Origin of the sequence: Photorhabdus sp. CRCIA-P01, assembly GCF_003545805.1 — a bacterium.
In the GTDB taxonomy this organism is placed as follows: Bacteria; Pseudomonadota; Gammaproteobacteria; order Enterobacterales; family Enterobacteriaceae; genus Photorhabdus; species Photorhabdus antumapuensis.
Genome location: NZ_NMQR01000044.1, coordinates 1 through 24,459 on the forward strand (window position 1 = coordinate 1; position 24,459 = coordinate 24,459).

Consider the following 24,459-nt stretch of genomic DNA (forward strand, 5'->3'; position numbering starts at 1 on the left):
GAGTTCGTTGCCTTTAGATGTGGAGCGGGCTGCCACGGCAATAAGAAAGCATTGGTCAGTGGAAAATGAGCTACACTGGGTTTTAGACGTCATCTTTCGGGAAGATGCTATCTCGCTTAAAGATCCTGATGGTGCAGCACAAATGGCTCTTTTTAATCGAATAGCATTAAATGTGATTAAACAAAATACGAGTATAAAAGATAGTCAAGCAGCGAAACGTCGAAGAGCGACTTGGTCAGGAGAATTTCGTAGCCAGCTTCTCTTTGATTAAATTAAATACAAAGTGGAATCCCGCCCTGATGTGAATCCCAGGTACGTAAACGCTGGCATAAGTTGCGGTAAATGTTAGCGGCTTTTACTCCCCTAGCTTGAGCACGTATTATACGTTGTTTGTCATGATGATTAATCATTGGATAGCCTTTTGTTGAGGTGATGTTCAGACAAATAGTATTATTTTCTATTAGGTTAGCCAAAAATTTAAGCGGCGTCTATGGTATGAATTGTAAAACGAGTTGTGTGTTATGCACATTTGCACGGCTGATAAAGCTCATTCACCTGACCCCATCAAAGGGTCGGGTGAATGAAAGCAGTTGGTGAGCGGGGTTGGCGAACCAACATCAGCGGTGTAACTGTGTATAACGCTTTTTTAACGAATAAAGGTAAGTAGTCATATTTTTAACCTTCTGGCGGGTTGATGCATCGGAAAGAGTATTTCTTTGCGAAACTATCTGGGACACATGTCAGTATTTTTGTCTGGCATGTTTGTAGGAAACAAGAGGTATTTAATTTAACAGGAGAACCTTTATTACATTTTTCACTCAGCTTGTTGTAGCATTCTATAAGCTTGAAATTATAACAAGAAAGTTTGTTAATAGTTTTGATAAGGATTTTTTGTTATTGTTATTTAAAATAAAGTCCTCGTCTTTAAATAATCTAGACTTCTCAACTGAATATACTAGTACGAACTTAGGAACATAGTTTACAGTCGAATAAGTATTATCAATGAGGTCAGTTAATTTTATAATCTTTGCTTATTGTACTGATTTAGATGAGTATAATAGATCATGGGGCTGTCCTAGATATTATTCTTCTGGAGAATCCTGTTATCACCATTATTATTACTAGAATCGTCAGTATTTCTATATATGTATCATGTAGCCAAGCTGCGGCAAGCGTTTCTTCTGCATGCGGCAAAAACATGACCAGCCTAGCTACTTTAGTTAGATGTAAAATATAAAGTTTGTTAGTATATTTCCACCTCTTTACTTAGCTTTAAAAAGCCGTTGTTATTTTCTTCTAACATTTTTTGCAACCCATGTGCCACTTGTATTGTCTGGCTCGAAATTCACGTTGATACCTATTTCGTGAGGTAAATTCTTTTCATGATTTCCGTGAGCATCGAGAACAAATAGATTACTCGGATGTTTAAATGCTTTTATTGAAACCACTTTACCTTCAACCTTTACAATTACACCATCCAGTCTTGTCTCTGCAATGTTTGTATTATACCAAACCTCTATATCTACTGGATGTACTTGATCAAAATCTTTGGCTGCCTGTTTGAATCTCTCAATAGTTTCCTTTTTACACAGTTGTGTTATTTGCTCTATACTTTCCATAATAACAATTGTTTTGAGATTAGACGGGTTAATATATTTAATTAAGTTCAAGCACATCTTAAAACTATTGAGTACTGTATTAATATGACCTTCAACTGAGAAACTTTTATTATTATGCCATATAGGCTCATGATGAGCGATTCTATTACGAAGAGAATTAAGTTTTTTTATGTCGTTGGTTATATGCTTGAAAGTCACTTTTTCACCTGGGAATGCAAAATCTATCATTTCTGGCCATATTTTAAGGGACCCCTGTTTATCAGATTTATGATGATTGGAGCAAATGTTACTCCATACACCAAATGTAAGCTTTGCAATTAATTCATCCGGTGTTACTTCTCTTTTTTCTTCTTGGATAGAAGAAAGAGCATTTTCCACTGCCTCACGGCTTTTTATAAATTTGTTATCTTTCGTATTTAAATAGAAATGTTGAATCCAGTTTCTGTCTATTGCCATTTCAGCAGCGGCAGGGGGAAGCCCGCTATCTATAAGTTTTTGCCGTTGATATGCTAAGTGACCATAGTATAAACTGTTTCTTAACGAAACTTCTAAAAGTTGTAATACAGGAAAAAAAGTGGCGCAGAGCCTTTTATTCCATATATAGAGTCCTAAACATTCAGCTTCATTTTCTGTGTTAAAACCTCTTTTGTAAGTTGATATACGTCTTTCTGATATTGACATTAGAACACTTTGGACTGTCATTGTAATTTATATCCTTTTCTTACATGATTTAAAATAATATAATAATGATTGTGATATTTCACCTATACTTTTCACTTGTTTCTTTTCCATTCTTTGTGATTTATAACAGGGCTGCTGTTTTAGTTGCGGGATGCTTGACGCTATCTGTTTGTTGCTGTAGCATTCTGTCTGCTGGTTGCGGCTATTGCCGCCAGTAACGTGCTAGGGTCACAGATGATGGAAATCATGCTGCTGATGCCGAAAAATATTTGGGATAAACCCTTGTTGAGAAATCAACAGGGGTTTTCTCGCCTTTTTTAATTAAAAAGGCAAAAATAAGTATACGCAAGCCTAATATGCTGGCATTTGTTAGTACTATAATTGTACATCTTTGTCTCAACAGAAGGTATATTCATTAGGAAAGCTTTAAGTCATGCGGTTTCTCAGCATCGTGAACATCAGAAAAACACAGATTTTTATTTTTATAGCTGTAGTACTAAGTGATGATAGGAGAAGGTTATGCAATCAAAACGCCAAGTTTCTGAACTTAAGCAAATGTCTGTAAAAGAGCGCAAAATTGAAGGTATGCGTCGGGCTAAGGCGGCTTTTGATCTGGCTGAACGTACAGGTATGTTGACAAAGCGTTCTGTTATCGTTGAGCGCTGATTTACTTCGTTAAATTGATAAAGCTTTGTCAATGATTTCCCTTTTGAGTGTTGGTGAGTTTTTAGGTTGGTTTACCTGGTTTGCAATTACTCTTCGGGTGTTCTACCCAATTGAACCTACACACTTACTTCTCCGTGTTGCTTCTTAATGTGCTGTATGTTTACTTGGTTATCCAGTTTGGCTAAGTGAGAATTGAAAGGTATCGGCATTCTGTACCTTGTGTTTAACTCTACACTATTATGATCGCTAATTGACTGTGTTTAATTTTTTTCTTGACTTATCAGTGTAGTAATGTAAAGCAAGATTTCTTTATCTGTTGATTCATTCCCAGCTAAAGCTATCTTTATTGCTTGTTTGAGGGTTTTTCTAATAGGCAATTCATTGATGGTATCTTCAATTGTAGATGTTTTGGTTTTAGGCGGTTCAGCAAGTATCCCTTCTATACCTTTACGATGAATTAATTTTATTAATGCATCCACATCCCTATCTTCCAATGAATCTAAAATAGATTGCCATGCTGTGCTTCTTTCCGTTGAGCTTTTTAGTTGTTCATGAATGGTTGTGGTTTGATTATTAGGTTGTGACTGATGATCACCAGTTGCAAGCCAATCTAGGGTGACACCTTCAATATCGCAGATTGATTGAGCTACATTGAGAGCAGGGATTGAGTCCCTTATGATGTAGTTGTTCAGTGTTGAATACGATAATCCCCATTCTTTAGCTGCAGTTCTTACACTACGGTCTCCAATAAGATAAAGAAGCCTATCCTTGAAGGTTTCTTTTTGGTCTTGCTCAAAAGAGTCCATATTATGCTGTGCTTCCTTTCTCTTTTTAACCATATAACCACCTGAAAAAAACAAATTTCCTGAAATTAATAAATGAGATTTTCTCAATTGAGTTAATATTTTCTTTTCAAGGTCTCAATTTAGATCTATACTATACTCTAGTACAAGTAATCCTATAAATAGGGATAGCTTGCACTGACAACCTTCTAGGGTAATTGAAATACAAATTGAAGTAAAACGTGCCACCACAATCGTATGTAGCGCGAAATATATCTTATTGGAGAATTCTTGTGGAGAAAAAAGATTGGCATTCGGCAGATATTATCGCTGCGTTAAAAAAGAAAGGAACGTCATTGGCTGCCGTTTCTCGGGAAGCTGGACTAGCATCGTCAACATTATCCAATGCTTTACAGCGTCCCTGGCACAAAGGTGAAACAATCATTGCAAATGCATTAGGACAGAAGCCTGATGAAATCTGGCCTTCCCGTTACCAGAAAAGAAGGAAGAGATATTGATCTCCAAGAGAAAGAATATGGTGACAGTTGTAGGAACCATAAAAACAACGCTCTGAAAGTGCTACAACACAATCAGAGCGTCTAACCACAACATTACAGGAACTAATGTATGGCTAATATGAATAGTAACATATCCTCATACTCAAAGTGTTATACATTTAACGCTCAATCTAATGTAGAAACCGAAGTACACACTTTGCTCACAGACTTTTCTTTGGTTTTAATTTTTTGTAAACCAATTGAGAAGCAATATTATGCACAGTAGTATCCCTGATACTCCCGACGACAGTGAGATATCTGATGTGAATATCCTATGGTCTGGCATGTCGGATGCGATTGCGTCACTGGATCTCTCATGTGTTAGCGATACTGTACTGTGTCAGCTAATTGAATCATCTAAAGAAAATACTATGGGTATTTGTCATGGTGTAACTTTTCTTAGTGACTCAATGTTGTCGTTTGCCAGTAATAATATCCATGAATTTACTCCAGAGAGTTTGTGTCAGCTCGGGCATAGCCTATCGGCGCTGAGTTCTCTATTACCGATGCTTTTTACCATTCATGAAAAAGCAAATGGTGAATATCATCGTAGGACTTTGGAAAACGAGATAAAATAGCCTTATCAAATGAAACCGGAAAATTTTTGGATGGTTTTCCGGTTTAAAGGCATAAACTATCGCCGACAGGATATTCGATATTGTTGATACTCGTCGGGGCGATTTTTCCCCTTTCCGCCGCCCGAACCGGCATCAGGATGTCGTTACAGTGGCATCAGCACGCTAAATAAGGTATTGAATGCCATCTGGTGTGGGGCTTCTGTCCAGCCAATTGACAACCATTTTTTCATTAACATCGCTGAGTAAGCCCCGGAGACAAGCGAGACTGAGTTGTTGCGGACTGGCAGGATGAAATAAGGGAGTCATACAGGCATGTGTTGGCTGGGGATGGCATATTGGGCATCTTCCCGTATTTTGAGAAAAAGAAAACAATGCGTCATCATAACGTAACCGATATTACGGTTGTAGTACTCAGTTTCCACATAGCTTAAGTATAATTCTCACTAACCCCGATTAATTTCTTTAAATTTTTGGATAGTGTATTTGATGGCTTGTTCTGTTGGCAAACGCTCCATTGCACTGGCGCCATAGAATCCATGACAATCGGGGCAATGAGCTAAAATATAGGCTACATCTTCCGGTTCCGAAAGTGGGCCACCGTGACACAAAGTAATAATGTCATTTCGAATAGTTTTAGCTGCCGAAGCACAAGTATTAATGATTGGTATACAAGATTTCAGATCATATGATGTATTAGCACTAATATCCCCGCCAGTGGTTAATCCCAGATGTACGACGATGATATCAGCACCTGCTTGTGCCATGGCTTCAGCCTCTTTTGCATTGAAAACATAAGGAGTAGTAATCATTCCCTTTTCATGAGCCAGGCGGATTAGCTTCACCTCCAGTGCATAGCCCATGCCTGTTTCTTCCAGGTTTTTTCTGAACTTTCCATCAATAAGCCCTACTGTTGGGAAGTTCTGAATACCAGCAAAACCTTGTGCCTTCAGTTCATCCAGGAAAAGAGATAAATTACAGAATGGATCAGTACCACAGACACCCGCCAATACAGGTGTTTCCTTAACTATCGGCAATATTTCATTACCCATTTCTCTGACAATTTCGTTTGCATTACCGTATGGCATTAATCCGGCCAATGATCCTCTGCCAGCCATTCTGAAGCGTCCAGAATTATATACGATAATGAGGTCTGCCCCTCCTGCTTCCTCGCAACGCGCCGAAAGACCCGTGCCTGCACCCGCTCCAATAATAGTTTCGTTACGTTCGACTTTTTGTTTTATAGTTTCAATAATTTGATTATATTTTTTCTTCATAAGAAATTCCCTGGTGTTGTACGATTTCCTTGAATTGTTGTATTACAAGAGCACAAAATTGTGGTGAATTTATGTGAAAAGGTGTTTTTATAACTTTTCGCAGTTCTGTTTGTTTTATTGTTTTTTTTAGTCCATGACAGAAAGCCTGTGTTGATGCAGGTAAATAAAAAGGTTGTTCAGGGCAATCTAGCGCAGAGAATCCGCCTTCCGGAATAATGAATCGAATAGGTCCATTACACTTATTAAGTTTGTTCCCTATCCAGATACCAAGCTGATAGTTTTCTTCAGGTGTGGTGCGCATCAATGTCACCTGAGAATTATGCTCGACAAATAGCCTATTGCTGTAGCGTTCTGGAACCGTGTCCTTTGCACCAAAGTTAACCATGTCCAAAGCACCAGTACTGCCGATCCACGGAGTGCTTTTTTTTGCAATGACGTCTAAACGTGTGTCAGGACAACCCAAAACCCCCCCAAATAACAGATCGGCAATTTCTGTTAATGTAATATCCAAAACACACACTAATTCGCCGTCCTTAACCAATTTCTCCATGCTTGTTCCACCATTGCCGGTAGCATGAAAAGCCAGGCAATCGTATTGAGTATTTAACTCAGCAGTGAGCTGATTAATGCACGGAGTCGTCATACCAAACATCGTCAGCCCTAAAGCGGGCTTATTCATATCAGCCAGGGGCGTAAAATAATTGACGGAGCCCGCCATCATATTTGCAGCATTAGACAAGACTGAACGAGAAATACGGTTTAGTCCGTTGAGATCGGTTACCGTATAAAGCATGGCAATATCGCTGGCCCTAACGTAGGCTGAGACATTCCCTGACGCCATAGTGGATACCATGATTTTAGGCAAACCGATCGGCAGGCTTTGCATAGCCGGAGTAATCAGCGCTGTTCCGCCTGAGCCGCCAATACCAATCACCCCCGCGATATCGTCGATTGAACTGTTCAGGAAATTCGTGAGAGCGACGGACATCGCTGTTATCGCTTTATTCCGCACGCCACAAAAAACGGAGTCAGCGCCAGCGGGATGATACTCAGCCACCTGAAGTGAATGAATATCTATCTTTTTATTCTGATTATTTTGATGATTTTTCCTGGGAGTTGATGTAGACACATCAATGATGATTGAATCCACTCCTGCGAGGTGTAAACAACGTTTCAACCAGACCAGCTCGTCCAGTTTTGTGTCTGCTGTGCCAACGACAACCACAAATCGCGTCATAGTGTTTATTCCATGTGGCATACCTATTCAAAGACAAATGTAAACCTATTGTAATATTTTACAACATGCAAGTTATTTTTTATCATTATTCCAATTAAAATAGAAATAAAAAACTGTCTTTACTGTTGATCATCAATGAAATAAAAATATCCATGTAAGAATAAGGATTTTAATGATTTGATATGCCAGATAATCAGAAAGAAATTTTAAAACAGCTCAGGCGAGATCCATTGATGAAACCATCGGAATTAGCCGATATCTTTGGGATTGGACGTTCATGTAGTTCAGGACATAAAGACATTGTTTATTTTGAACAAGGATGCTCAGCTTTAGTCTTGTCCTTAAAATTCACCAATAATCCCAGCTTATCTCATAATAAAGTGAAAAATTTTTTGGAATTAAAATGAAAATTATTTTCACAGGGTAATAATGTAAAACATGACTTGCAATAGTAATGGTCATTAATGAACAAGGACGTTTTTTAGTAATAGTAATTTGATAAATAACTAGGGATTATGGTTCTGTGTTCATGGACATTGGTAAGAAATTTTTTCCTATGTGTCTATTATTCGCCTTTTCATGGTGGTTCTGGCGGGAGAGGTTTTAGTTTTGCTCGCCGGAAATGAACACTGATTCATGCATCCTATTTGAATAGCCATCATAAATCAATTAGGGGAAGTAAACAGAGATGATAACGACTCAAAATGACTGGCATCCGGCAGATATTATTGCTGCATTGCGTAAACGAGGTACAACACTTACCGCATTATCAAGGGAATCGGGCCTGAGTCCATCGACACTATCTAATGCATTAATGCGTCGGTGGCCTAAAGGGGAGAGGATTATTGCGGACAGATTAGGAGTATATCCTTCAGAAATTTGGCCCAGTCGATATTTTAATAAGAATGAGGATCTAATTAAGTGAAATTATTTGAATAACAGAACTAATGATAATAGTCGATATGCTATCCAATCCTAATTTAAATCCACTATGATTTTTGTGTATTTAGAGGGGGCACTATAAAAAAACAGGTTTCATTAGATTAAGCTATGCATATATCAGGTCTGGCAACTTATTTATATGAGGTGATCCTTGAAAAAGCCGCTAAAGAATGTTCATAACCCTTATCAGGTCTTATTACATTGGCGTGTGATGTAAATCAAGAAGTTTATCGTACTCTTGTCGCGTATAATGAGGAAAAAGATGTTGATGTTATTAATTCCAGGGTTGGCTAAAACTCTTTTAAAAATTTATATGAGAAAATTATAAATATAATTTAAGCGCTACCTGTGAACCTTTATTTATATCGCTTAATCAAGGTCGGTAGCTGTACCGATATGGTGAGCCGATTTCTTCTTCATTTGTTGAATCGACGATCAATGAAGTCATCGCTAAACGCATGGTGAAAAAGCAGCAGATGCAATGGAGCCAACAAGGTGTGCATGACTAACTCCAGACATACACAGCGGTACTCAATGATGATTTAAAAGCCCGATTCGAGCATTGGTATCCGGGCATAAAATTATGTGAAGAAACGGATCATAATTTGACAGGGGTGGTTGCCGCATAAGTGCCCTGACTCTTTTATGTTTTCCTTAACAATAGCCAATGGCCATAATTTTTTGGTAGCGTTCCGCCAGTAATGTTTCAATATCGAGCTTTTTCAATGCTGACAAATCGGCGAGTAGCTGTTGTTTTAAATTTTCACCCGCGATCAGATAATCACGATGAGCACCACCAAGTGGCTCTGGGATAATAGCATCGATAATACCAAGCTCTTTGAGTCGTTTCGCCGTCATTCCCATCACTTCAGCGGCAACCTGAGCTTTTTGTGCATCTTTCCAAAGAATAGATGCGCAACCTTCCGGTGAGATTGCTGCATAGGTACTGTATTCCAACATATTAATGCGATCGCCAACCCCTATCGCTAACGCACCACCAGAGCAACCTTCTCCTGTGATCACACAGACGATTGGCGTTTTTAAGCAAGACATTTCCATAATGTTTCGTGCAATCGCTTCGGCTTGTCCCCGCTCCTCAGCACCAATACCTGGATAAGCGCCCGCGGAATCAATAAAAGTCACCACTGGTATATGGAAACGCTCGGCCATTTTCATTAAGCGTAATGCTTTGCGATAACCTTCGGGAGAAGGCATGCCAAAGTTGCGCATCACTTTTTCTTTCGTGGTACGGCCTTTTTGCTGCCCGATTACCATTACAGGTTGACCATCAAGACGAGCTAAACCGCCAACAAGAGCTTTATCATCTGCAAATGCTCGATCACCCGCTAGCTCTTGAAACTCAGTAAAGATCAAAGAAACATAGTCGAGGGTGTAAGGTCTCATGGGGTGTCTGGCAAGTTGGACGATTTCCCAAGCGCCAAGTTGAGAAAAAATGGTTTTCGTTAATGAAAGACATTTCTTCTCAAGTAATTTGATTTCCTCGTCGATCTTAATATCCGACAGATGGCTATTTTCTTTAAAGGTCACTAAGGCGTCGATTTTTTCATTCAATTCGACAATTGGTTTTTCAAATGCGAGAAAATGAGTAGACATAGAATCCTTAACATGAACATGGTAACCATCCCATTTTTAATGGAGGTTATTAGCAGTAGAATTTTTGTTTTGTGACAGCGTCAATTTTTGAATAGGAGTTATTCCCCCTAATCCCATGTTAGGGAGTTCGTGATTATAAGTCTATAACCATCGCGTTGTTTTATCTTGGTGACCATGGATTTTATGTTCTCGTATAGGTATACAGATCTATCGGGTTCAGATTCGGGCTGTATGGCGGTAAGTCATGAAGATCGATATTCATCACATAAGCCCAGTCTTTCACCCACTCACTCCGATGGTAACTGGCTCCGTCAAGGATAATATGAACCTTCTGACTGACTGGATAGGTTTCACGGATGGCAATGAAGAACTCCGCGATGTGATAACTGTCGATACGGTCATACTCGCGTACCCCCGTTTTACTGATATCGGCCAGATTCAGGGCGCCCATCAGGTTCAGATGGGTATGACTTCCCGTTGTTTTCACTGCGGTTTTCTGGCCTTTGCGCATCCAGCCATAAGCGAGTTTCGTCCCCTGCGTGGGATGGACACCATCAATGAACAGGATGGGCTCATTTTCTCCGGCTTCCTGCTTCAGTGGTAATGAATCTTAAGTGGGGCTACGATACGGCTAGGAAATGGAGTTGTAGACTATGTCTAAGAAAGTAGTACTCATTACCGGTGGCGGCAGAGGGATCGGTAAAGAAATGTGCATGAAACTATCATCCGAAAACACCCATGTAGCTCTAACATATACAAGAAATTCATATAAGGCAGAAGAAGTTAAACATTACTTAGATGAAAGAAACATATCATCTTCTATCCATATGCTAGATATTAAAGATTTCCACATGTGCAAATCAATAGTTGAGGAAATTGAAAAAAAACAGTGTTCAATAAATATACTTGTAAACAATGTAGGTATAACTTTGAGTAAACAATTTGTCAGTTGTAATGATGCAGAGAATAAAGACGTTTTATATACTAACCTTCAAGGGGTTATAAACATGACTTTAGCTTCTGTCCCATCCTTGAAAAACGCCACATCTAGCAACAATATGGGAAGAATGATAAACATATCCTCAAATACATCGCTTTGCGGCAATGCGGGTCAAGTAGCATATAGTAGCTCCAAAGGAGGCATCAATGGATTCACAAGGTTATGCGCAAGAGTTTTATCAAAATACAATATCATTGTGAATGTTATTGCCCCCGGATATATTGATACCGATATGACACATGATATTCCAAAAAGTATCTATGAGCATGTATTACGTGCTTCAGCTATAAGTCGTGTAGGAAACGTGGAAGATGTCAGCTCAATAGTTAAATTACTATGTGATGAAAATTGTAATTACATGACTGGTCAAGTGCTCCATGTTGATGGTGGAAAGTTCTGTTAAGTATCTAATAAGGTCAGAGCGGGATTCTACTTTGCGTAAAAATTATCCATTTCGCAGATATTGATAATTTCTCACATTCAATATGTTTTATTGATAGGTTTTGACATCTCAGTTGCGTATTTATTGTGCTGTCAGAGGGTTGTTTTTATACATAATAATCATATAAAAAATGTGAGATCCCACCCTGCTAATAAGGTAAGTTAATGAAAAATTCAATTATTATTGCTGGTATGGGATTGTATACCCCACCTGTTCCTAATTTGCTACTGATTTACTAAACTCTAATAAAGCTGACTTAGTAATTTGTGGAGGTTGTGACTGTATTGATCTGCCGGTATTGGCTGGATTTAATAGTTTGAGCGCATTAAATGAAGGAAGATGTACACCTTTTTCAGAACTTAAAGGGATAAATTTAGGTGAAGGTGCAGGTATTTTGATACTAGCAAGAAATAATGACGAAAATAGTAGTAAATGGTTAGTAACGGGATATGGTGCGTCAAGTGACGCTTATCATGAAACATCACCAGAGCCAAATGGGGCAGGAGCCATACAGGCCATTGATGCAGCTCTATTGGCCGCTGATCTTAGCAGAAAAGATATAGATTTAATTTCTGCCCATGCTACAGGCACAAGCGCAAACGATATACCAGAATCGCAAGCTTACGAGAAGCTGTTTGGTAACGATATTCCAGTGAGTGTAATGAAACCTTTTTACGGTCATACATTAGGAGCTTCGGGAATTATAGAACTCATCAGTGTTTTGTCTCTTCTAGACGCCGGTATTACACCAGAAAATAATAATGTATTAAAACTCAGAGAAGATTGTAGCCCTATAAATCTTAATTACAAAAACTACCCTAGCCAGAAAATTAAGACTATATTGGCAAATAGTTTTGGCTTTGGTGGAAGTAATAGTGCACTAATCGTAACTAAAAACAGTTGTAATCGAGAGGTTAAATATGAGAAAACAGCTATACCTATAATAAAAGCGAGCTCTAATGATGGTGAATTTAAAAAAATAATAAAACCCGAAGGAAGTGTTTTTGGGGAAAAGTGTAGGATTAAATAACTTTTCATAATTGTGATACACCTTATTTTATTATTCTCTACTATTCTTGTAAGAAGAGGCTGAAACAGGACTGCACTGAGGTAGAGGTATATTTTTACGAACGCAGTCATCCCATATTTCATTGATAATATAAGCATGCCCATGATTATTTTTTCCTGAAATAATTTTCATGAGGAATAAGACAATCAATTTTGTATTTATTGTTCTTTTTCTTTTTTGCCACAATTTATCAATCGTCGAACATGAATTAAAAAAGGTTTTGTTTAGGCGTTGATATAAATCCATGATCCATTCCCCTTTGCTCATTTAAACCCTATTTTATCACATCGTTATTTCCTTAACCGAATGCCATTGTGGGAGCATGAAATTGTGTGGGGCACTACATTGGTGCTTATGCTGCTATAGCTAATGTAGAACCATCAACCGTACTCCGGCTAGCTCATTAATTCTGATGCGGAAAGCATTTAAACGATTGCCCCACAGATTTTTATGCTCTAGGGGTAGATGTTTCTGTTTGGGATCGTCTCAGAAACCACGTTAAGAAGCTAATTTATTGTTTAAACTAATTGTATAAATATAGCTGCGCTTTTGTGAGGCATTGACTAACCGTTTTTCCCGTTCGGCCTAATATAAGGCTGATGTGGGTTGAAAACCGTCGTTAATCACAGGCTTGACGGTTATAATTATCTGGCAGAATTAAGCCATTAATGCGATATGAGAGAATTGAAATCCTGTTGCTGCAACGACATTACGCAAAGTTTTCAAAGTCGGATTGCCTTTAGGCGACAGCGTTCGGTACAGAGTCTCGCGTGAAACACCTGCCTTATCTGCAATCTGTGCCATTCCTCCTCGTGCTTCTACAACATGGCGTAATGCCATAAGAAATGCTTCCTGCCCGCCTTCTTCATCCATATCAACAAATGCCTGATGCAGATAATGCTGAGCAAACTCAGGATCTTCACGGAGAAGCTGCACCATTGCATCATCATGTAAACGTGCTTTAGCCATAATCACCTCTTCAAATAGTCCTTCAGACATTCAATCGCTTGATCTATATCAGCGTCTTGGGTTCGTTTATCGCCCCCAACTAACAGTAACACCACCTCACGACCAACTAAGCTGTAATACACTCTGTAGCCAGGCTCCTGATCTATGCGAAGCTCCCAGACACCCTCTCGACAAGGTTTATTATCACCAAAATTTCCAGTAGCCATTCGGTTAACCCGTGACGAGATTTTCGATTTCGCTATAGGATCACGAATACCTTTCAGGAACTCCATATACAAGTCCCGGTTATCGGAGGTAAGATAATGTTTGATCGTGTTCATATAAATTATTGTATCTTTAAAGCTACGAATCTGTCAATGTAGCATCTTTCGGTACGAATAATGGGGTTATCGGGTTACTCATATGCTTACAGGCACTGCATTTGAAATTGCTGAGGCGTCAGGCTCTCCACAATGTTGTCCGCTCTGACAGTGGTCGGCCCTTGCCACCACAACGGTTCATTTTTGGGGATCGCCAGCACAAACGGTTGATATCGGGACTTCAGCCAGCAGCGCAGGCGACGGTCTTGACCATAAACGGCATCTGCCGTCACCCAGCGGCAGGGAACACCGGCCTCTAATGCGCGTTCCAGCATCTGCTGGGCGAGTTGGGGTTTGGTGGCAAAGGTGACTGAACCAGGAATGCCCGCGGCTTCACAGCGGGGCCGGTCATCCGTCCAGGGTTTGGGCAGGTATAACGCCCGGTCAATAAAGGCATGGCCGCCCTGACCGGCATAACAAAGAAAGACGCCTATCTGACTGTTTTCGACACGTCCGGCGGTGCCACTGTATTGACGTTGTACTCCAGTGGAATGCGTGCCTTTTTTGATAAAGCCGGTTTCATCCACAATGAGCACCCCGTGTTCATCATCCAAATGTTCCATCACGTAGTCACGCAAAATATCGCGGGCGACATCGACATCCCAGCGGGCGCGCTCCAGCAGATGCTGAACCCCATCAGGTGTACGTTCGCCTATCAGTTGCCAGCCATTTTTACGCTCAACGTCACTAAGTAGTCCCCGGAGATAGGCAAGGCTGCGTTGTTGTGGGCCGGGGTGGTGAAACAAGGGAGCCAATCGGGTATGGAGTGAGAGCAGTTCCTGTTCCCAAGCGTTAGTAGGTAAGTGCATTGAACACCGCCCCCTCTTTTCAGGAAAAAATGTCAGGGGTTATCATCCACAATGGAGCGTACGACTGTAGTACTATGTGATGTATGCGCGCAGAGAACAGGCTGATCTGAAAACCCTGGCTCAGGTGGCAGGTCGTCGCTGGGAAATTGAATGTGGTTTTGAGGAAACGAAGGGAGAATGCGGCCTGGATCATTATGAAGTGCGGCAATGGCATAGCTGGTATCGGCACATTACCTTATCGCTACTGGCTCATGCGGTGCTGGCGGTTTTGCGAATAGGGGAGAGAAAAACGCCGGCGGAGCTGGTAGCCCTCAGCGTGGTGGAACTGCGTAAACTGCTGTCCAAATTAATGGAAAAAACGGGAGACACCGTCGAGCAGATTTTACATTGGTCATATTGACGACGACGACACCAATACTACGCACAACAATGTCATTATCGTCGCCGGGATAACCTTATGATTACAGAGTAGTTGCGGCTGTAGTATTAGAGGGATTTAAGGGGAAACAAATCAGCGATCTGCTGGATGTGATTGAGGACAGATACGAACAACGCAGCACGGTGATTGTGAGCCAATTACCGGTCAGTGAATGGTATGATTGATGGAAAATCCGATAGTTGCAGATGCGCTGTTAGACCGATTGATCCACAACGCACATCGGCTGGAATTAACAGGAGAATCGCAACGGAAAAAAAGTCTGGCTGAAGCTGCGGAAGTAAGTTAAAAAGTGAGTGGTTACGAAGAAAAGATCAGATGGCCGGACGATACCGAAACAGCTGGCCGGACAAACCGAAATACGCAGGGGATCCCTCAGGCGCAGAGCCAATATAAATGAAGGCTATCTTGTGCAGGTTTTACTGGCCGGTTTAAATGTGAATGAAAAATGAGCCTTCACGCTCTTACACTGATTAAATGTTGATGACATGATAGGCAATCCATGCTAGGTAAAAATGCTATATTCATAGTAAATCATATTTAATAATTTATTGTTAATTCCTCATGATTTTAGGAGGTATTGTTGAAGCTATTTTTATAGTCATATTACTTATTTAATGAGAGTAACGTACAGTGATTTGTCAGACAATCCTGTATGAGCGTTTAAAAATTATATATAAATAAAAGGGAAAATGTATGAGCGATTGGGAGGCTGTCCCTGTATTGGCTGCATTGGATCTAGATGAATTGGTTGACTTTTACACAAGTAAACTTGGGTTCCATTGCGACAATTTTGTTCCTAATGAATATGCGATAATTAGCAGAGGGGAAGCTGAAATCCATTTTTGGGCATGTAACGATAAGTACATTGCAGAGAACACTTCTTGCTATATTTTCGTGAAAGATATCCAAAGTGTGTTTCAAGAACTACAAGCGCAGACTGAAGTCTCTCCGCTTGCGGAAACTCCATGGGGCATGTTGGAGTTCCACCTAATTGATCCAAGTGGAAATTTACTTAAGTTTGGGCAGCCAGTTTAGCTGTTTAACGTTCTCCCCAACTCCTGTTTATTCAAAGTATATGGACATCGAACTTGAAAAATCCATTCAAACGTGAAGAACCAGGCCTATTGAGGCGGCAAAATCCCGGCTTCGGGCATATTGCTTTCCATCACCCAGCTGAGAGGATAACATACTGGCCGTGATGGGGCCGATATTGGAAATCAATACTAAACGGGAAAAGCATGCGGCTCCGCTTGCATTTGATCTTGGTAGTTTGCAACAGCTGTGCTCGAAGAAATGGGGCATGGGGGCCCAGCAGGTACTGAATATTGCCCAGAATTTGTATGAGACGCATAAAGCTACGACCTATCCTCGTACAGATTGTGGTTATCTGCCTACGGCCATGCAGGCGGAAATTCCGCAAGTATTGGATGCTGTGGTTAAAAGTGATCCTGCTATGCGGGTGGTGGTAGATAGTCTGGACAGGACGTTGATTTCGCGTATCTGGAATGACAAAAAAATTACGGCGCACCACGGTATCATTCCGACAAAACAGCCCTGTGATATGAATAAGATGACTGATGATGAGCGTAAAGTGTATCAGYTGATACGTCAGCATTATTTGGTACAGTTCCTTCCTCTGCATGAAGTGGATATAACCGAAGCGACTTTCGACATTGGTGGTCAATTGTTTCGTACCCGGGGAAATGTAGTGATTGTTCCTGGCTGGAAGGTCTTGTTTTCAACGGGTAAAGATGAAGCGGTATCCATCGGGAAAGACGATTCTTTAGGAGAAAGTTTGCCGTCAATGGTTAAAGGCAGCCAATGTCAGGTTAATGAGGCTACTTTACGAATGTTGCAAACTCAGCCTCCCGCTCACTTCACGGAGGGCACATTGATTGCGGCGATGAAAAATGCCGCTGCTTTTGTCAGTGACCCACAACTTAAAAAGGTATTGAAGGAAAATGCGGGGTTGGGAACTGAGGCTACTCGGGCAGGGGTACTGGATACGTTGTTTAAACGGGGTTATCTGACGAAAAAGGGCAAGTATATCCACGCTACACAGATTGCCAGCGAGTTGATAGCTGCGTTGCCAACAGCGTTGACCAATCCTGGATTGACGGCATTATGGGAACAGGCGTTGGATGATATTGCTCAGGGGCAGGCAACGCTGTCGGATTTTATGGACCGTCAGATCCAATGGACCCAATACTTGGTAGAACAGGTTCAGGCGCAGAAAGTCGTGATCACGCTGCCGCCCTCATTGCCTTGTCCGGTGTGTGGAGGAGTAACACATCAACATCAAGGGAAAAACGGTGTTTTCTGGGGGTGTATAAAATACCCGGAATGTAACGGGATAGTGAGTACTGCCGATGGAAAAAGAAAAGCCAGGACTACTAAGCGTAAGAATGCGTTGAAGAAACCAGCAATGACAAGGTGAGTTTATTTTATGCATTTGGACTGGAGATTTGGTGAGTGTTGTCTTCGGACCGCGTTTTTTTATTATATTTGCAAAATTATTTTCACTGTTGACGGTGTGGTCATCTGATTTAAGAATAAGCTGGTTAATGTGTTGTTTTTTAGCAACCGCCAATGTTCTCGTAGTCTGAGAGGAACGCTTTCGGGTGACTGCTCTTAATGTCAGAAAGGTCTGAGACTGACGCTTTCGAGTGACCTGTTTTAAATGCCACAGTAACCTGAAAAGTGGCGCCTTTGGGTGGTACACCCGTTTATCCTTTGAAAACGGGTATCATAGATAATGGTTATCTGTGATGAAGGTACATTTTAACTTCCAGACAGCCAATGCCTGATTCTGGCTTCCGGCGGGAAATATCATTTCCCGTCAGGGGGTGATGTGTTCTCCGTCGTTTCTTTTTTTACTCTATGGAGATAACACATCATGTCGACAACTCATGCCACGGAAAACAAATTCTTCAACCTGAATATCAATGGATTAGGGTATCTCAGTAATGTCCGCAAGGTGAATGGTCAGAATGGCAGTTTTTTCAGCGCGGTCATCAATGCATTGAGTGGGCCAACAGAAAATCCGTCTTATGTTCGCTTTGATGTCACGGTTGCCGGTAAGGAAAACAGTGATTTAATCAGCCGCTGCCATAAAGCGGTTGATGAGGACAAAAAAGTCTTACTGGGTTTCACATTAGGTCAGCCATCTACCGGGATTTTTACGTTGAATAAGGGTGAGCATGCCGGTGAACAGCGTGTCAGTTTGAGAGCGCGGTTGATTAAAATTGACTGGATCAAAATCGGGCAGGAGATGGTTTATAAAGCTGAAAAACCTGAATCCGTGCCGCCTGTACAGAATAAGTCTTCGCAAAAGCATTATGCAGAGAATTCATTTTGACTGCCCCTGAAGTCTCTCCGGAGTGCATTTTTTCGGGGAATTTTTTTCATCTACATTTTGAAAGGGAAGTTACATGGCTTCACGCGGCGTGAATAAAGTGATACTTATTGGGCGTTTGGGACAAGAACCTGAAGTGCGCTATCGGTCAGAGGGTGATGCAGTGGCGGTATTGTCACTGGCAACATCGGAAACCTGGCGGGACAGACAAACGGGTGAGCAGAAAGAACGTACCGAATGGCATCGGGTGGTCATTTTCGGCAAACTGGCCGAAATTGCTGGTGAATATTTGAAAAAAGGCAGCCAGGTATATATTGAAGGTCAGTTGCGTACTCGTAAATGGTTTGACAAGGCGAGTGGGCAAGATCGGTATAGCACGGAGGTCGTGATCAATCAGCAGGGTACGATGCAGATGTTAGGGGGGCGTAGTCAAAGTGAGCCTTCCCGTTCAAGTGGCCGGGGACAATCGCAACCCTCTTCGTCAGTGCCGCCCCGAGGAAGTGAACCACCAATCGATTTTGACGAGTTGATCCCTTTTTAGGATTTACCTAAGAGTTAAAAGGTAAGTTTTTTTCTGTAATGCCCCGATTATACGGGGCTTTTTTGTTTTTTATAGTTGTGTAAAAAGTAAAAGTATCTTGCAGGCGAAAGTCCTGCCGTAGTAATTGGTATGTTTGATTGTGTGGCTATGGCGTACGTATGGAGGGTGACTGAAGCACGGGAGCAACGTTGGATAAATGTGTCCCTAGACCTAGACAGTGGGAGCACGCAAGTATGCAGCAAGTGAACCTGAACGAGCTTCGTAAATTTCAGCCACACAGTGATACTGGGAAAGTGTGGTGTAGGGTGGTTCCGTCGAGTCTGTAGAACGGGGGCGAAGATCAGCGAATCATGACGGATTAACAACCAAATGAAGTCATGGCAGGGATCCGGGGTATTAAGGATGGGATGCATATATAGCACTGAATGGAACGAACGAGACCTCTACCTGTCATGGTCTAACCTATCGCGTAATCAACGATATAAGGTAACCGCTGAAATTCTGAGAGATGCAGGATAGAGGAGTCAGAGATCTTTCAATATCATTGAATTAAGACATTCGTCACGAAAATGGCTATTAAAACTCTCAATAAATTTGTTTTGTGTGAGCTTACCCAGCTGAGTGATTCTCAGTTCAACACTGTTCTGATAAGCCCATTGTTCGGGTGTACGGTAAGGTAAAATCAGGCCCCTTGGTCGGTCCTTATCACAACCGATACGGGTGTCACAGATCTCGGAGCAGGACTACGGAGACATTATCTTCAGGTACTGTCTTTTTGTTTATCATCCCTCTGAACGCGTTGTGGAGAGAGGCTTCGGTCTGTATTTCGTGGATAAACCTATCATCGAAATGGGACCAGAAGCCATCAGTACACATAATGATGGCATCATGATATGTGCGTTCCCGTTCTGACCAGGTGAGTGTATGTTTGCTGTCAGCACCGGCAAACTGAGTGAGCTGGTTACGCAGCGGGTGGTCACGAAGTTTTTCTGCTGGGCAGTTTCCTCGGTCAATACAGCGCTGGGCCAGTGAATGGTCGGTGGTTCTGAAGCTGTGTGAGGGCCAGTAAATCCGTGTATCACCCAGAGTGGCATAGCGGTATTTTTCTTGATCAGACACGATAACCGCAATACTAGCCTTTCCCGGATAACAGTCATTACAGCTCAGGATCCGGAGGACTTCTCCGCACAGCTCGTTGCAGCAACTTCCGGTATTTTCCAGTGCATAAAGTTGTTCACCCAGCCAGTCAACATAATGCGGACTGGCGTGGCAGTGGCTGAATCCATCTGCCATCACGGAGACCGAACATACACCAGTGTTGATAAAGAAAAATCTATCCAGCTGCTCGTCTCGTTGCCCCTGATGACACAGATACAGGCTATTTTGCAACATTCTGCCAACCTGTTACTAAGTCCCAAGGCAGGGATTTATAGAAATCCACAATACGTGTATAGGCGGTATCAAAGTCCATAAGTTCCCCTTCGACCTCGTYTTTCAGGAGTTCATATTCCCGTGAGGATCGTTCACGTATATCCACTCTGCCCAGGGTTTCKGGGTTGACCATTCCGTCTTCCAAGCGACCGGTGGATTTTTCCAGTAGTGTGGTCAGTATAGCCAATTTGTCCTTGTTTTCAGGTTGGATGCTGTCTAAAAGCAGATTGAGGTCGTAGATGTCCTGACGACGTGAACGGTTACGGACAATCTGCTGTATCACTGAACGAATTTTCTCGGCCACAAGATCCGTGAAGCTGTAAGCTTGAATATCGTTGTCATCTGTTAGGGTGATGTGATCAACATTCAGGCTGTGTTCATTCAGACTGTAATCAATCTTGACGGTATGGGGAGATTGTCCCTGTCGCAGACGTCTCATTTCACCGTCATTGTTGTTCCTGGCATATCCTATTTTCAGTCTGAAGGACGGAAAGGTTGCCTCTTCGGTATTCCTTGGCTGAATGGAAAGACTTTGAACGGCACAGGTCACTTGATAAGGCAATTCTGCGGAAGAAATGGCTAGGGCATCGTCGAGCTCTTCATGGAAAGTCTGCTGATYTATATCGGCAAGTCGCATATTCGTTGAGAAATCAATATCTTCAGTAAATCTTGAACTCTGATATCTCAGGCCAAGCAGGATCCCGCCTTTCATTATCATTTTTGGTTTCAGGTATTCATTGGAGGCAATGGCCTGTAGAACTATATGTACGGCCTGGCGGAAGGTGATGCGGTCCTGTGGCGCATCGGCGATCCAGTCTTCTATAGAGTATTCCATATAGAGTATTTATCAGTTGTTGATGGATATACACCATACTTCGGAGTATGTCTTTTTGTAAGGGTTTGATGCTATTAATTTACGGCTTCCTCCACGCTGAACAGTCTTCTTCCATGTTTCAATCGTGCGGTGGGTTAGTCYACAGACTTCTTCCAGAAGGTAACCTACCCTGGCTTTATCTATACCTTTTCCATTTTTATCAACTGTTTTGACGATTACAGGCAGGTATTCACCAGCATATTCACGGAACACATCCTGTACATGCGAGAAACCGCCACACAGATCCGGCTCCCTGAGCATATCCAGAAAGGTTTCACCTATGTTACTTACCCGAATCCCACCGGAGTCATGGAGTTCCTGYTTTTTTCTGTAGTTTCTATGGGTATGGAAAATCAGCTCCTTGCCATCGATTTTTTCGTATGGAGTGAACCCGCGGATCATCAGAGGTTGCATGTTGCTTATAGCGGGGAAATCCTTCAGTAAATGTTCCTGATAAAGGCTCCGGGCAGTATTAAGAGGTGCTTGGATCAGGTGCACAACATGTGGAATACGATCGGTGATGCCATGCCATTCCATTGCGGACAGGTAGGCAAGATGGGAGTAAGGTGTGAGACAGCAGGCAATCTGCTGAGCACTCGCTTGGTTTTTGTTACTGATTTGCCAGATAAAACTAGGAATAATGGGTGACAGAATTCCCTGATTAACCATGTCTTCCAGAGCATCATCCATGATTCGTTTGTCCGGTTCAGTTGCCTGGATTTTGCCAATGCGGATACCATCAAACATCCTGTCACGGTAGAGCATATAGATATACATATTGAGTTCATGAAGAGCAATTATCGGTTTAGGATGATAGTTAAGAATTATGAGCCTTAGTGCATCTCGCAGTGAGGTTGTTTTCTTCATATTTAATATGATACCTGTCAATGTATAAGTCCTTAGGACTTATACATTGACAGATGTTTAATGTCAAGTTTTAAGACTTCGAAATGAGACTGTAACTGCATGAATTAAAGGGAAACAAAAAAACAGCTTGACAACATGTTACTATTACAACAACAATGTCCTAAGGACATTGTTGTTGTAATAGCTGTTAGGGGTTGTAGCGTTTGTCAGTCAACTAAAGTGGTTTATTGTGGTTACTATAGCGCTCTTGCAACAACCAAGAGCTGAAATGGTTTTGATATTACTTTTTCGGCAGGAAAAAATGACCATTAAAAAATCATTACACCGGTGGAATTTATCCAACTTTACCAGAAAGACGAAGCTCTCTGATTGAGCTTGGTACTAAATTTGGGGAAGGGGCCAATTTGCTCGCACTAGAATAATTTTCAGGGAATGGTGTCATCTATTATCATGATGTTGGGGCAGTTTATTCACTATTGTTGGTTACTGACCATCAACCCATCAACCAGAACTTGTAAGTTTTGTTTAGAAAATTCACTTTAAATTGACAAAATAATTTACGTTTCAAGATCTTTCATTAACCTAATGAAAGTATTAGTATTTTTTGATTGTAGATATCCATTAGTATTCATAGCCGTTCTGAATGGACTGAAAAACTGTTTGATATCTGGTAGGTGCAAGTCCCACTTCTGCAATCAGTTAGTTGGTAGAGTAGCGATGGTGTACATGTAGATGGTGACTGAAGATAAACTGAGATAGGAATTGTTTGATTCGGTGCACTGACTTCGATTGGTGCGTTTTTTTTGATTTTGCAAAAAGAGTTCTGCATTGAGCGCAATCCCGGATCCCCGCACAGTAAGTCGCATTTAGGATCACCTGCATGGGAATGCTTATGAAAAATCCTGCTTTTTTCTCACTTAGTTGGTTGCCCGTCATGGTGCTGGCTGGGTGTACCGGACAAGCTCAGGAGACTACCGCGTCAGGTGTAAGTTTTCACCATTCTCATCAGGCACGTCCTGCCGTATCCGATATCTATCCTCTGACACCTGAAGTCACACGCTATGATCGCTATACCTTAGTGAGTGTAGGCAGCCAGGCTGCCCAACGTGAACCGCTAAATCAGATCATCAATATCACCATGCCAGTACCGTTGGTACAACGTATCGGTGATGGATTGCGCTATCTGCTATTTGGAACCGGTTATTCGCTGTGTGATACCACCGCACCCCATTTCGTTAAATTGATAGGCCGGCCATTACCTGCTATTCAACGCAAAATTGGGCCGATACGGCTCAGTGAAGCGTTACAGATTGTTGCCGGGTCTGCATGGCGTATCCGGGTAGATGAGGTGAACCGTGAAGTGTGTTTTGTTTTACGTGATGAATATCGTCAATTTTCCGAGACAACTGTAGGCCGGGTGACACCGCCAAAAATGCGGGTGCCGGCACCTACATTGCCCAACAGCACATTAGCCACTCCGTTACCGGAGAAGCCAGCGATAACTGGAAGACCAAAAACAGATACCCCTAAAATTCCTGTGACAGGAGGAAAACCTACTGCCATTTCTTCTGTACTACCCACTCAGCCTGTTAAATCCCTACTCAGTGGTAGTACACCAGTGACAACGGTATCGGTAGGAAACATTTGGCGTGCGGAAACAGGGACCACTTTGCGTGGAACTTTGGAACGGTGGGCCAACGAGACTGATTGTCCGACAGGGGGACATTGGGTAGTGGTGTGGTCGTCACCGACGGATTACCGCATTGATGCACCGCTGACGTTCAAAGGCAACTTTGAGTCCTTGTTGGTACAAGTGTTTGATCTTTACCGACAGGCTGAGAAGCCGTTGTTTGCTGAAGTCAGCCGCTTTCAGTGCCTGATTTCAGTCAGTGATAAACCAGTGGCACGGTAAGCCTCGATGGGGTACGTCATTAGTGCGTTTGCTCTGGTTTTTCTGTTGATTGCAGGTGGTATACAGCTGCGACAGGCAGAACAACTGCACGTCGATGGTGACAACGCAAGGGCTCGAATACTGGCAGACCAAATGTTGCTGTTAGCCAGTGCCATTAATCACTGGCGTGGCGGTTCATCTAAAAATGGCTCGGTGGATCTGCGTAAGCTCATTCTGCCTTTTCAGCCTGATGCCCGTATCCGGCATGTTATCAGCCAAGATCGGCTCTGGGTGTGGATGCCGGAAATACCCGGTCTTGTAACCGCTCTGCGCGAACGCACTAAGGGGTCAATGTTGATTGGTGAAGTCCGGCAGGGACGGTTGTATGGCTTATCTGGTCAAGAGACAGGACTCACTCTTCCTGACGGGATTAGCGATGGTGATGTGGTGTATTTCAACTGAA

At 42.0% G+C, this 24,459-nt stretch carries 27 protein-coding genes and 8 pseudogenes; 19 read left to right on the forward strand and 16 right to left on the reverse strand.

The annotated features are described in order from the left end of the window. Window positions 1-271: ISAs1 family transposase (locus tag D3222_RS19325; protein WP_118985137.1), on the forward strand; the 271-nt coding region annotated here is incomplete at its 5' end. A 1-nt stretch (window position 272) separates the two neighbouring features. Here the strand turns inward: D3222_RS19325 and D3222_RS25145 are convergent. Next, window positions 273-410, reverse strand: a complete 138-nt coding sequence (locus D3222_RS25145) for a hypothetical protein (RefSeq protein WP_157975370.1) — start codon at window positions 408-410, stop codon at window positions 273-275. Window positions 411-1,286: 876 nt separating this feature from the next. Continuing rightward, window positions 1,287-2,300, reverse strand: coding sequence for an Abi family protein (locus tag D3222_RS19330; protein ID WP_157975371.1), 1,014 nt, complete (start codon window positions 2,298-2,300; stop codon window positions 1,287-1,289). 519 nt (window positions 2,301-2,819) lie between these two features. On the opposite strand from D3222_RS19330, the gene D3222_RS25150 reads away from it, so the two are divergent. Continuing rightward, entirely contained in the window at window positions 2,820-2,966 is a 147-nt protein-coding gene (locus D3222_RS25150) for a hypothetical protein (RefSeq protein WP_152964021.1), read from the forward strand. Window positions 2,967-3,226: 260 nt separating this feature from the next. Here D3222_RS25150 and D3222_RS19335 read toward each other — a convergent pair whose 3' ends face one another. Next, window positions 3,227-3,805 carry a hypothetical protein gene (locus D3222_RS19335; protein WP_088374597.1) on the reverse strand — a complete coding sequence of 193 codons (579 nt, stop codon included), beginning with the start codon at window positions 3,803-3,805 and terminating at the stop codon, window positions 3,227-3,229. Between the two features lie 236 nt (window positions 3,806-4,041). Between D3222_RS19335 and D3222_RS19340 the strand changes: the two genes are divergently transcribed. Both D3222_RS19340 and D3222_RS19345 read left to right on the forward strand, forming a co-directional pair. Further along, the gene (locus D3222_RS19340; RefSeq protein ID WP_265513141.1) at window positions 4,042-4,266 is read left to right on the forward strand and encodes a helix-turn-helix domain-containing protein; all 225 of its coding nucleotides are present in this window, start codon (window positions 4,042-4,044) and stop codon (window positions 4,264-4,266) included. A gap of 254 nt (window positions 4,267-4,520) precedes the next feature. Next, window positions 4,521-4,883, forward strand: a complete 363-nt coding sequence (locus D3222_RS19345) for a hypothetical protein (protein ID WP_198672873.1) — start codon at window positions 4,521-4,523, stop codon at window positions 4,881-4,883. A gap of 443 nt (window positions 4,884-5,326) precedes the next feature. Here D3222_RS19345 and D3222_RS19350 read toward each other — a convergent pair whose 3' ends face one another. Together D3222_RS19350 and D3222_RS19355 are read right to left on the reverse strand one after the other, a co-directional pair. Then, window positions 5,327-6,157, reverse strand: a complete 831-nt coding sequence (locus D3222_RS19350; protein ID WP_118987599.1) for a phosphoenolpyruvate hydrolase family protein — start codon at window positions 6,155-6,157, stop codon at window positions 5,327-5,329. Then, window positions 6,141-7,394 carry a Tm-1-like ATP-binding domain-containing protein gene (locus D3222_RS19355; protein WP_118987600.1) on the reverse strand — a complete coding sequence of 418 codons (1,254 nt, stop codon included), beginning with the start codon at window positions 7,392-7,394 and terminating at the stop codon, window positions 6,141-6,143. The genes D3222_RS19350 and D3222_RS19355 overlap by 17 nt, the downstream gene beginning before the upstream one ends. Window positions 7,395-7,576: 182 nt before the next feature. On the opposite strand from D3222_RS19355, the gene D3222_RS19360 reads away from it, so the two are divergent. The 3 genes and pseudogenes from D3222_RS19360 to D3222_RS19370 all read left to right on the forward strand — a co-directional run. Beyond that, complete coding sequence (locus tag D3222_RS19360) at window positions 7,577-7,801, forward strand: hypothetical protein (RefSeq protein WP_118987601.1); 225 nt, start codon at window positions 7,577-7,579, stop codon at window positions 7,799-7,801. 281 nt (window positions 7,802-8,082) lie between these two features. Continuing rightward, window positions 8,083-8,319: a helix-turn-helix domain-containing protein gene (locus D3222_RS19365; protein ID WP_118987602.1), complete on the forward strand. Its 237-nt coding sequence runs from the start codon at window positions 8,083-8,085 to the stop codon at window positions 8,317-8,319. A gap of 403 nt (window positions 8,320-8,722) precedes the next feature. Then, window positions 8,723-8,965 (forward strand): annotated as a pseudogene (locus D3222_RS19370) (ISKra4 family transposase); the annotation flags it as partial. A 25-nt stretch (window positions 8,966-8,990) separates the two neighbouring features. On the opposite strand, the gene accA reads toward D3222_RS19370, so the two are convergent. Together accA and D3222_RS19380 are read right to left on the reverse strand one after the other, a co-directional pair. Next, window positions 8,991-9,950: an acetyl-CoA carboxylase carboxyl transferase subunit alpha gene (accA, locus tag D3222_RS19375; RefSeq protein WP_118987603.1), complete on the reverse strand. Its 960-nt coding sequence runs from the start codon at window positions 9,948-9,950 to the stop codon at window positions 8,991-8,993. 205 nt (window positions 9,951-10,155) lie between these two features. Next, window positions 10,156-10,548: pseudogene (locus tag D3222_RS19380) on the reverse strand (IS630 family transposase); the annotation flags it as partial. Between the two features lie 55 nt (window positions 10,549-10,603). On the opposite strand from D3222_RS19380, the gene D3222_RS19385 reads away from it, so the two are divergent. The 3 genes and pseudogenes from D3222_RS19385 to D3222_RS19390 all read left to right on the forward strand — a co-directional run bounded on the left by D3222_RS19385 (window position 10,604) and on the right by D3222_RS19390 (window position 12,422). Beyond that, window positions 10,604-11,353 (forward strand): SDR family NAD(P)-dependent oxidoreductase, encoded by a 750-nt coding sequence (locus D3222_RS19385; protein ID WP_118987604.1) that lies wholly within the window; start codon window positions 10,604-10,606, stop codon window positions 11,351-11,353. A gap of 277 nt (window positions 11,354-11,630) precedes the next feature. Next, window positions 11,631-11,798: pseudogene (locus tag D3222_RS26490) on the forward strand (beta-ketoacyl synthase N-terminal-like domain-containing protein); the annotation flags it as partial. Continuing rightward, the gene (locus D3222_RS19390; protein ID WP_255417045.1) at window positions 11,787-12,422 is read left to right on the forward strand and encodes a hypothetical protein; all 636 of its coding nucleotides are present in this window, start codon (window positions 11,787-11,789) and stop codon (window positions 12,420-12,422) included. The pseudogene D3222_RS26490 and the gene D3222_RS19390, both read left to right, overlap by 12 nt. A 30-nt stretch (window positions 12,423-12,452) precedes the next feature. On the opposite strand, the gene D3222_RS19395 is transcribed toward D3222_RS19390, so the two are convergent. The 4 genes and pseudogenes from D3222_RS19395 to D3222_RS19410 all read right to left on the reverse strand — a co-directional run. After that, window positions 12,453-12,707: a hypothetical protein gene (locus D3222_RS19395; RefSeq protein ID WP_118987605.1), complete on the reverse strand. Its 255-nt coding sequence runs from the start codon at window positions 12,705-12,707 to the stop codon at window positions 12,453-12,455. Between the two features lie 411 nt (window positions 12,708-13,118). Then, window positions 13,119-13,430, reverse strand: a complete 312-nt coding sequence (locus D3222_RS19400) for an addiction module antidote protein (protein ID WP_021324288.1) — start codon at window positions 13,428-13,430, stop codon at window positions 13,119-13,121. Between the two features lie 2 nt (window positions 13,431-13,432). Next, the gene (locus D3222_RS19405; protein ID WP_118987606.1) at window positions 13,433-13,750 is read right to left on the reverse strand and encodes a type II toxin-antitoxin system RelE/ParE family toxin; all 318 of its coding nucleotides are present in this window, start codon (window positions 13,748-13,750) and stop codon (window positions 13,433-13,435) included. Between the two features lie 101 nt (window positions 13,751-13,851). Continuing rightward, window positions 13,852-14,598: pseudogene (locus tag D3222_RS19410) on the reverse strand (IS701 family transposase); the annotation flags it as partial. Between the two features lie 121 nt (window positions 14,599-14,719). On the opposite strand from D3222_RS19410, the pseudogene D3222_RS26185 reads away from it, so the two are divergent. From D3222_RS26185 to D3222_RS19425, 4 genes and pseudogenes are all read left to right on the forward strand, one after another. Next, a pseudogene (locus tag D3222_RS26185) lies at window positions 14,720-14,931 on the forward strand (IS701 family transposase); the annotation flags it as partial. A gap of 195 nt (window positions 14,932-15,126) precedes the next feature. Continuing rightward, window positions 15,127-15,201 carry a hypothetical protein gene (locus tag D3222_RS26830; protein WP_369973530.1) on the forward strand — a complete coding sequence of 25 codons (75 nt, stop codon included), beginning with the start codon at window positions 15,127-15,129 and terminating at the stop codon, window positions 15,199-15,201. Next, on the forward strand, window positions 15,201-15,323 hold the full coding sequence (locus D3222_RS26835) for an ATP-binding protein (protein WP_369973529.1): 123 nt from the start codon (window positions 15,201-15,203) through the stop codon (window positions 15,321-15,323). The genes D3222_RS26830 and D3222_RS26835 overlap by 1 nt, the downstream gene beginning before the upstream one ends. A gap of 407 nt (window positions 15,324-15,730) precedes the next feature. Further along, a complete protein-coding gene (locus D3222_RS19425; RefSeq protein WP_021323994.1) occupies window positions 15,731-16,072 on the forward strand; it encodes a bleomycin resistance protein in 342 nt (113 codons plus the stop codon). Between the two features lie 78 nt (window positions 16,073-16,150). On the opposite strand, the pseudogene D3222_RS25155 reads toward D3222_RS19425, so the two are convergent. Then, window positions 16,151-16,267: pseudogene (locus D3222_RS25155) on the reverse strand (transposase); the annotation flags it as partial. Here D3222_RS25155 and D3222_RS19430 point away from each other — a divergent pair. The 3 genes and pseudogenes from D3222_RS19430 to ssb form a co-directional block, all read left to right on the forward strand. Continuing rightward, window positions 16,245-17,474 (forward strand): annotated as a pseudogene (locus tag D3222_RS19430) (DNA topoisomerase); the annotation flags it as partial. The pseudogenes D3222_RS25155 and D3222_RS19430 overlap by 23 nt on opposite strands. 459 nt (window positions 17,475-17,933) lie before the next feature. After that, entirely contained in the window at window positions 17,934-18,395 is a 462-nt protein-coding gene (locus D3222_RS19435; RefSeq protein WP_049584440.1) for an STY4534 family ICE replication protein, read from the forward strand. Between the two features lie 73 nt (window positions 18,396-18,468). Next, entirely contained in the window at window positions 18,469-18,933 is a 465-nt protein-coding gene (gene ssb, locus D3222_RS19440) for a single-stranded DNA-binding protein (protein WP_118987607.1), read from the forward strand. Between the two features lie 527 nt (window positions 18,934-19,460). Here ssb and D3222_RS26840 read toward each other — a convergent pair. The 4 genes and pseudogenes from D3222_RS26840 to D3222_RS19460 form a co-directional block, all read right to left on the reverse strand. Continuing rightward, window positions 19,461-19,639, reverse strand: a pseudogene (locus tag D3222_RS26840) (integrase core domain-containing protein); the annotation flags it as partial. Window positions 19,640-19,656: 17 nt separating this feature from the next. Then, window positions 19,657-20,325: a PP2C family protein-serine/threonine phosphatase gene (locus tag D3222_RS19450; protein WP_118987608.1), complete on the reverse strand. Its 669-nt coding sequence runs from the start codon at window positions 20,323-20,325 to the stop codon at window positions 19,657-19,659. Then, window positions 20,312-21,199 (reverse strand): nucleotidyl transferase AbiEii/AbiGii toxin family protein, encoded by an 888-nt coding sequence (locus tag D3222_RS19455; RefSeq protein ID WP_118987609.1) that lies wholly within the window; start codon window positions 21,197-21,199, stop codon window positions 20,312-20,314. Before D3222_RS19455 ends, D3222_RS19450 begins: the two co-directional genes overlap by 14 nt. A gap of 12 nt (window positions 21,200-21,211) precedes the next feature. Next, entirely contained in the window at window positions 21,212-22,105 is an 894-nt protein-coding gene (locus D3222_RS19460; protein WP_118987610.1) for a type IV toxin-antitoxin system AbiEi family antitoxin domain-containing protein, read from the reverse strand. Window positions 22,106-22,997: 892 nt separating this feature from the next. On the opposite strand from D3222_RS19460, the gene pilL2 reads away from it, so the two are divergent. Then, window positions 22,998-24,017: a PFGI-1 class ICE element type IV pilus protein PilL2 gene (gene pilL2, locus D3222_RS19465; RefSeq protein WP_118987620.1), complete on the forward strand. Its 1,020-nt coding sequence runs from the start codon at window positions 22,998-23,000 to the stop codon at window positions 24,015-24,017. Window positions 24,018-24,023: 6 nt separating this feature from the next. Beyond that, the gene (gene pilM, locus D3222_RS19470; RefSeq protein WP_118987611.1) at window positions 24,024-24,458 is read left to right on the forward strand and encodes a type IV pilus biogenesis protein PilM; all 435 of its coding nucleotides are present in this window, start codon (window positions 24,024-24,026) and stop codon (window positions 24,456-24,458) included. The last annotated feature ends 1 nt before the right edge of the window (window position 24,459 follow it).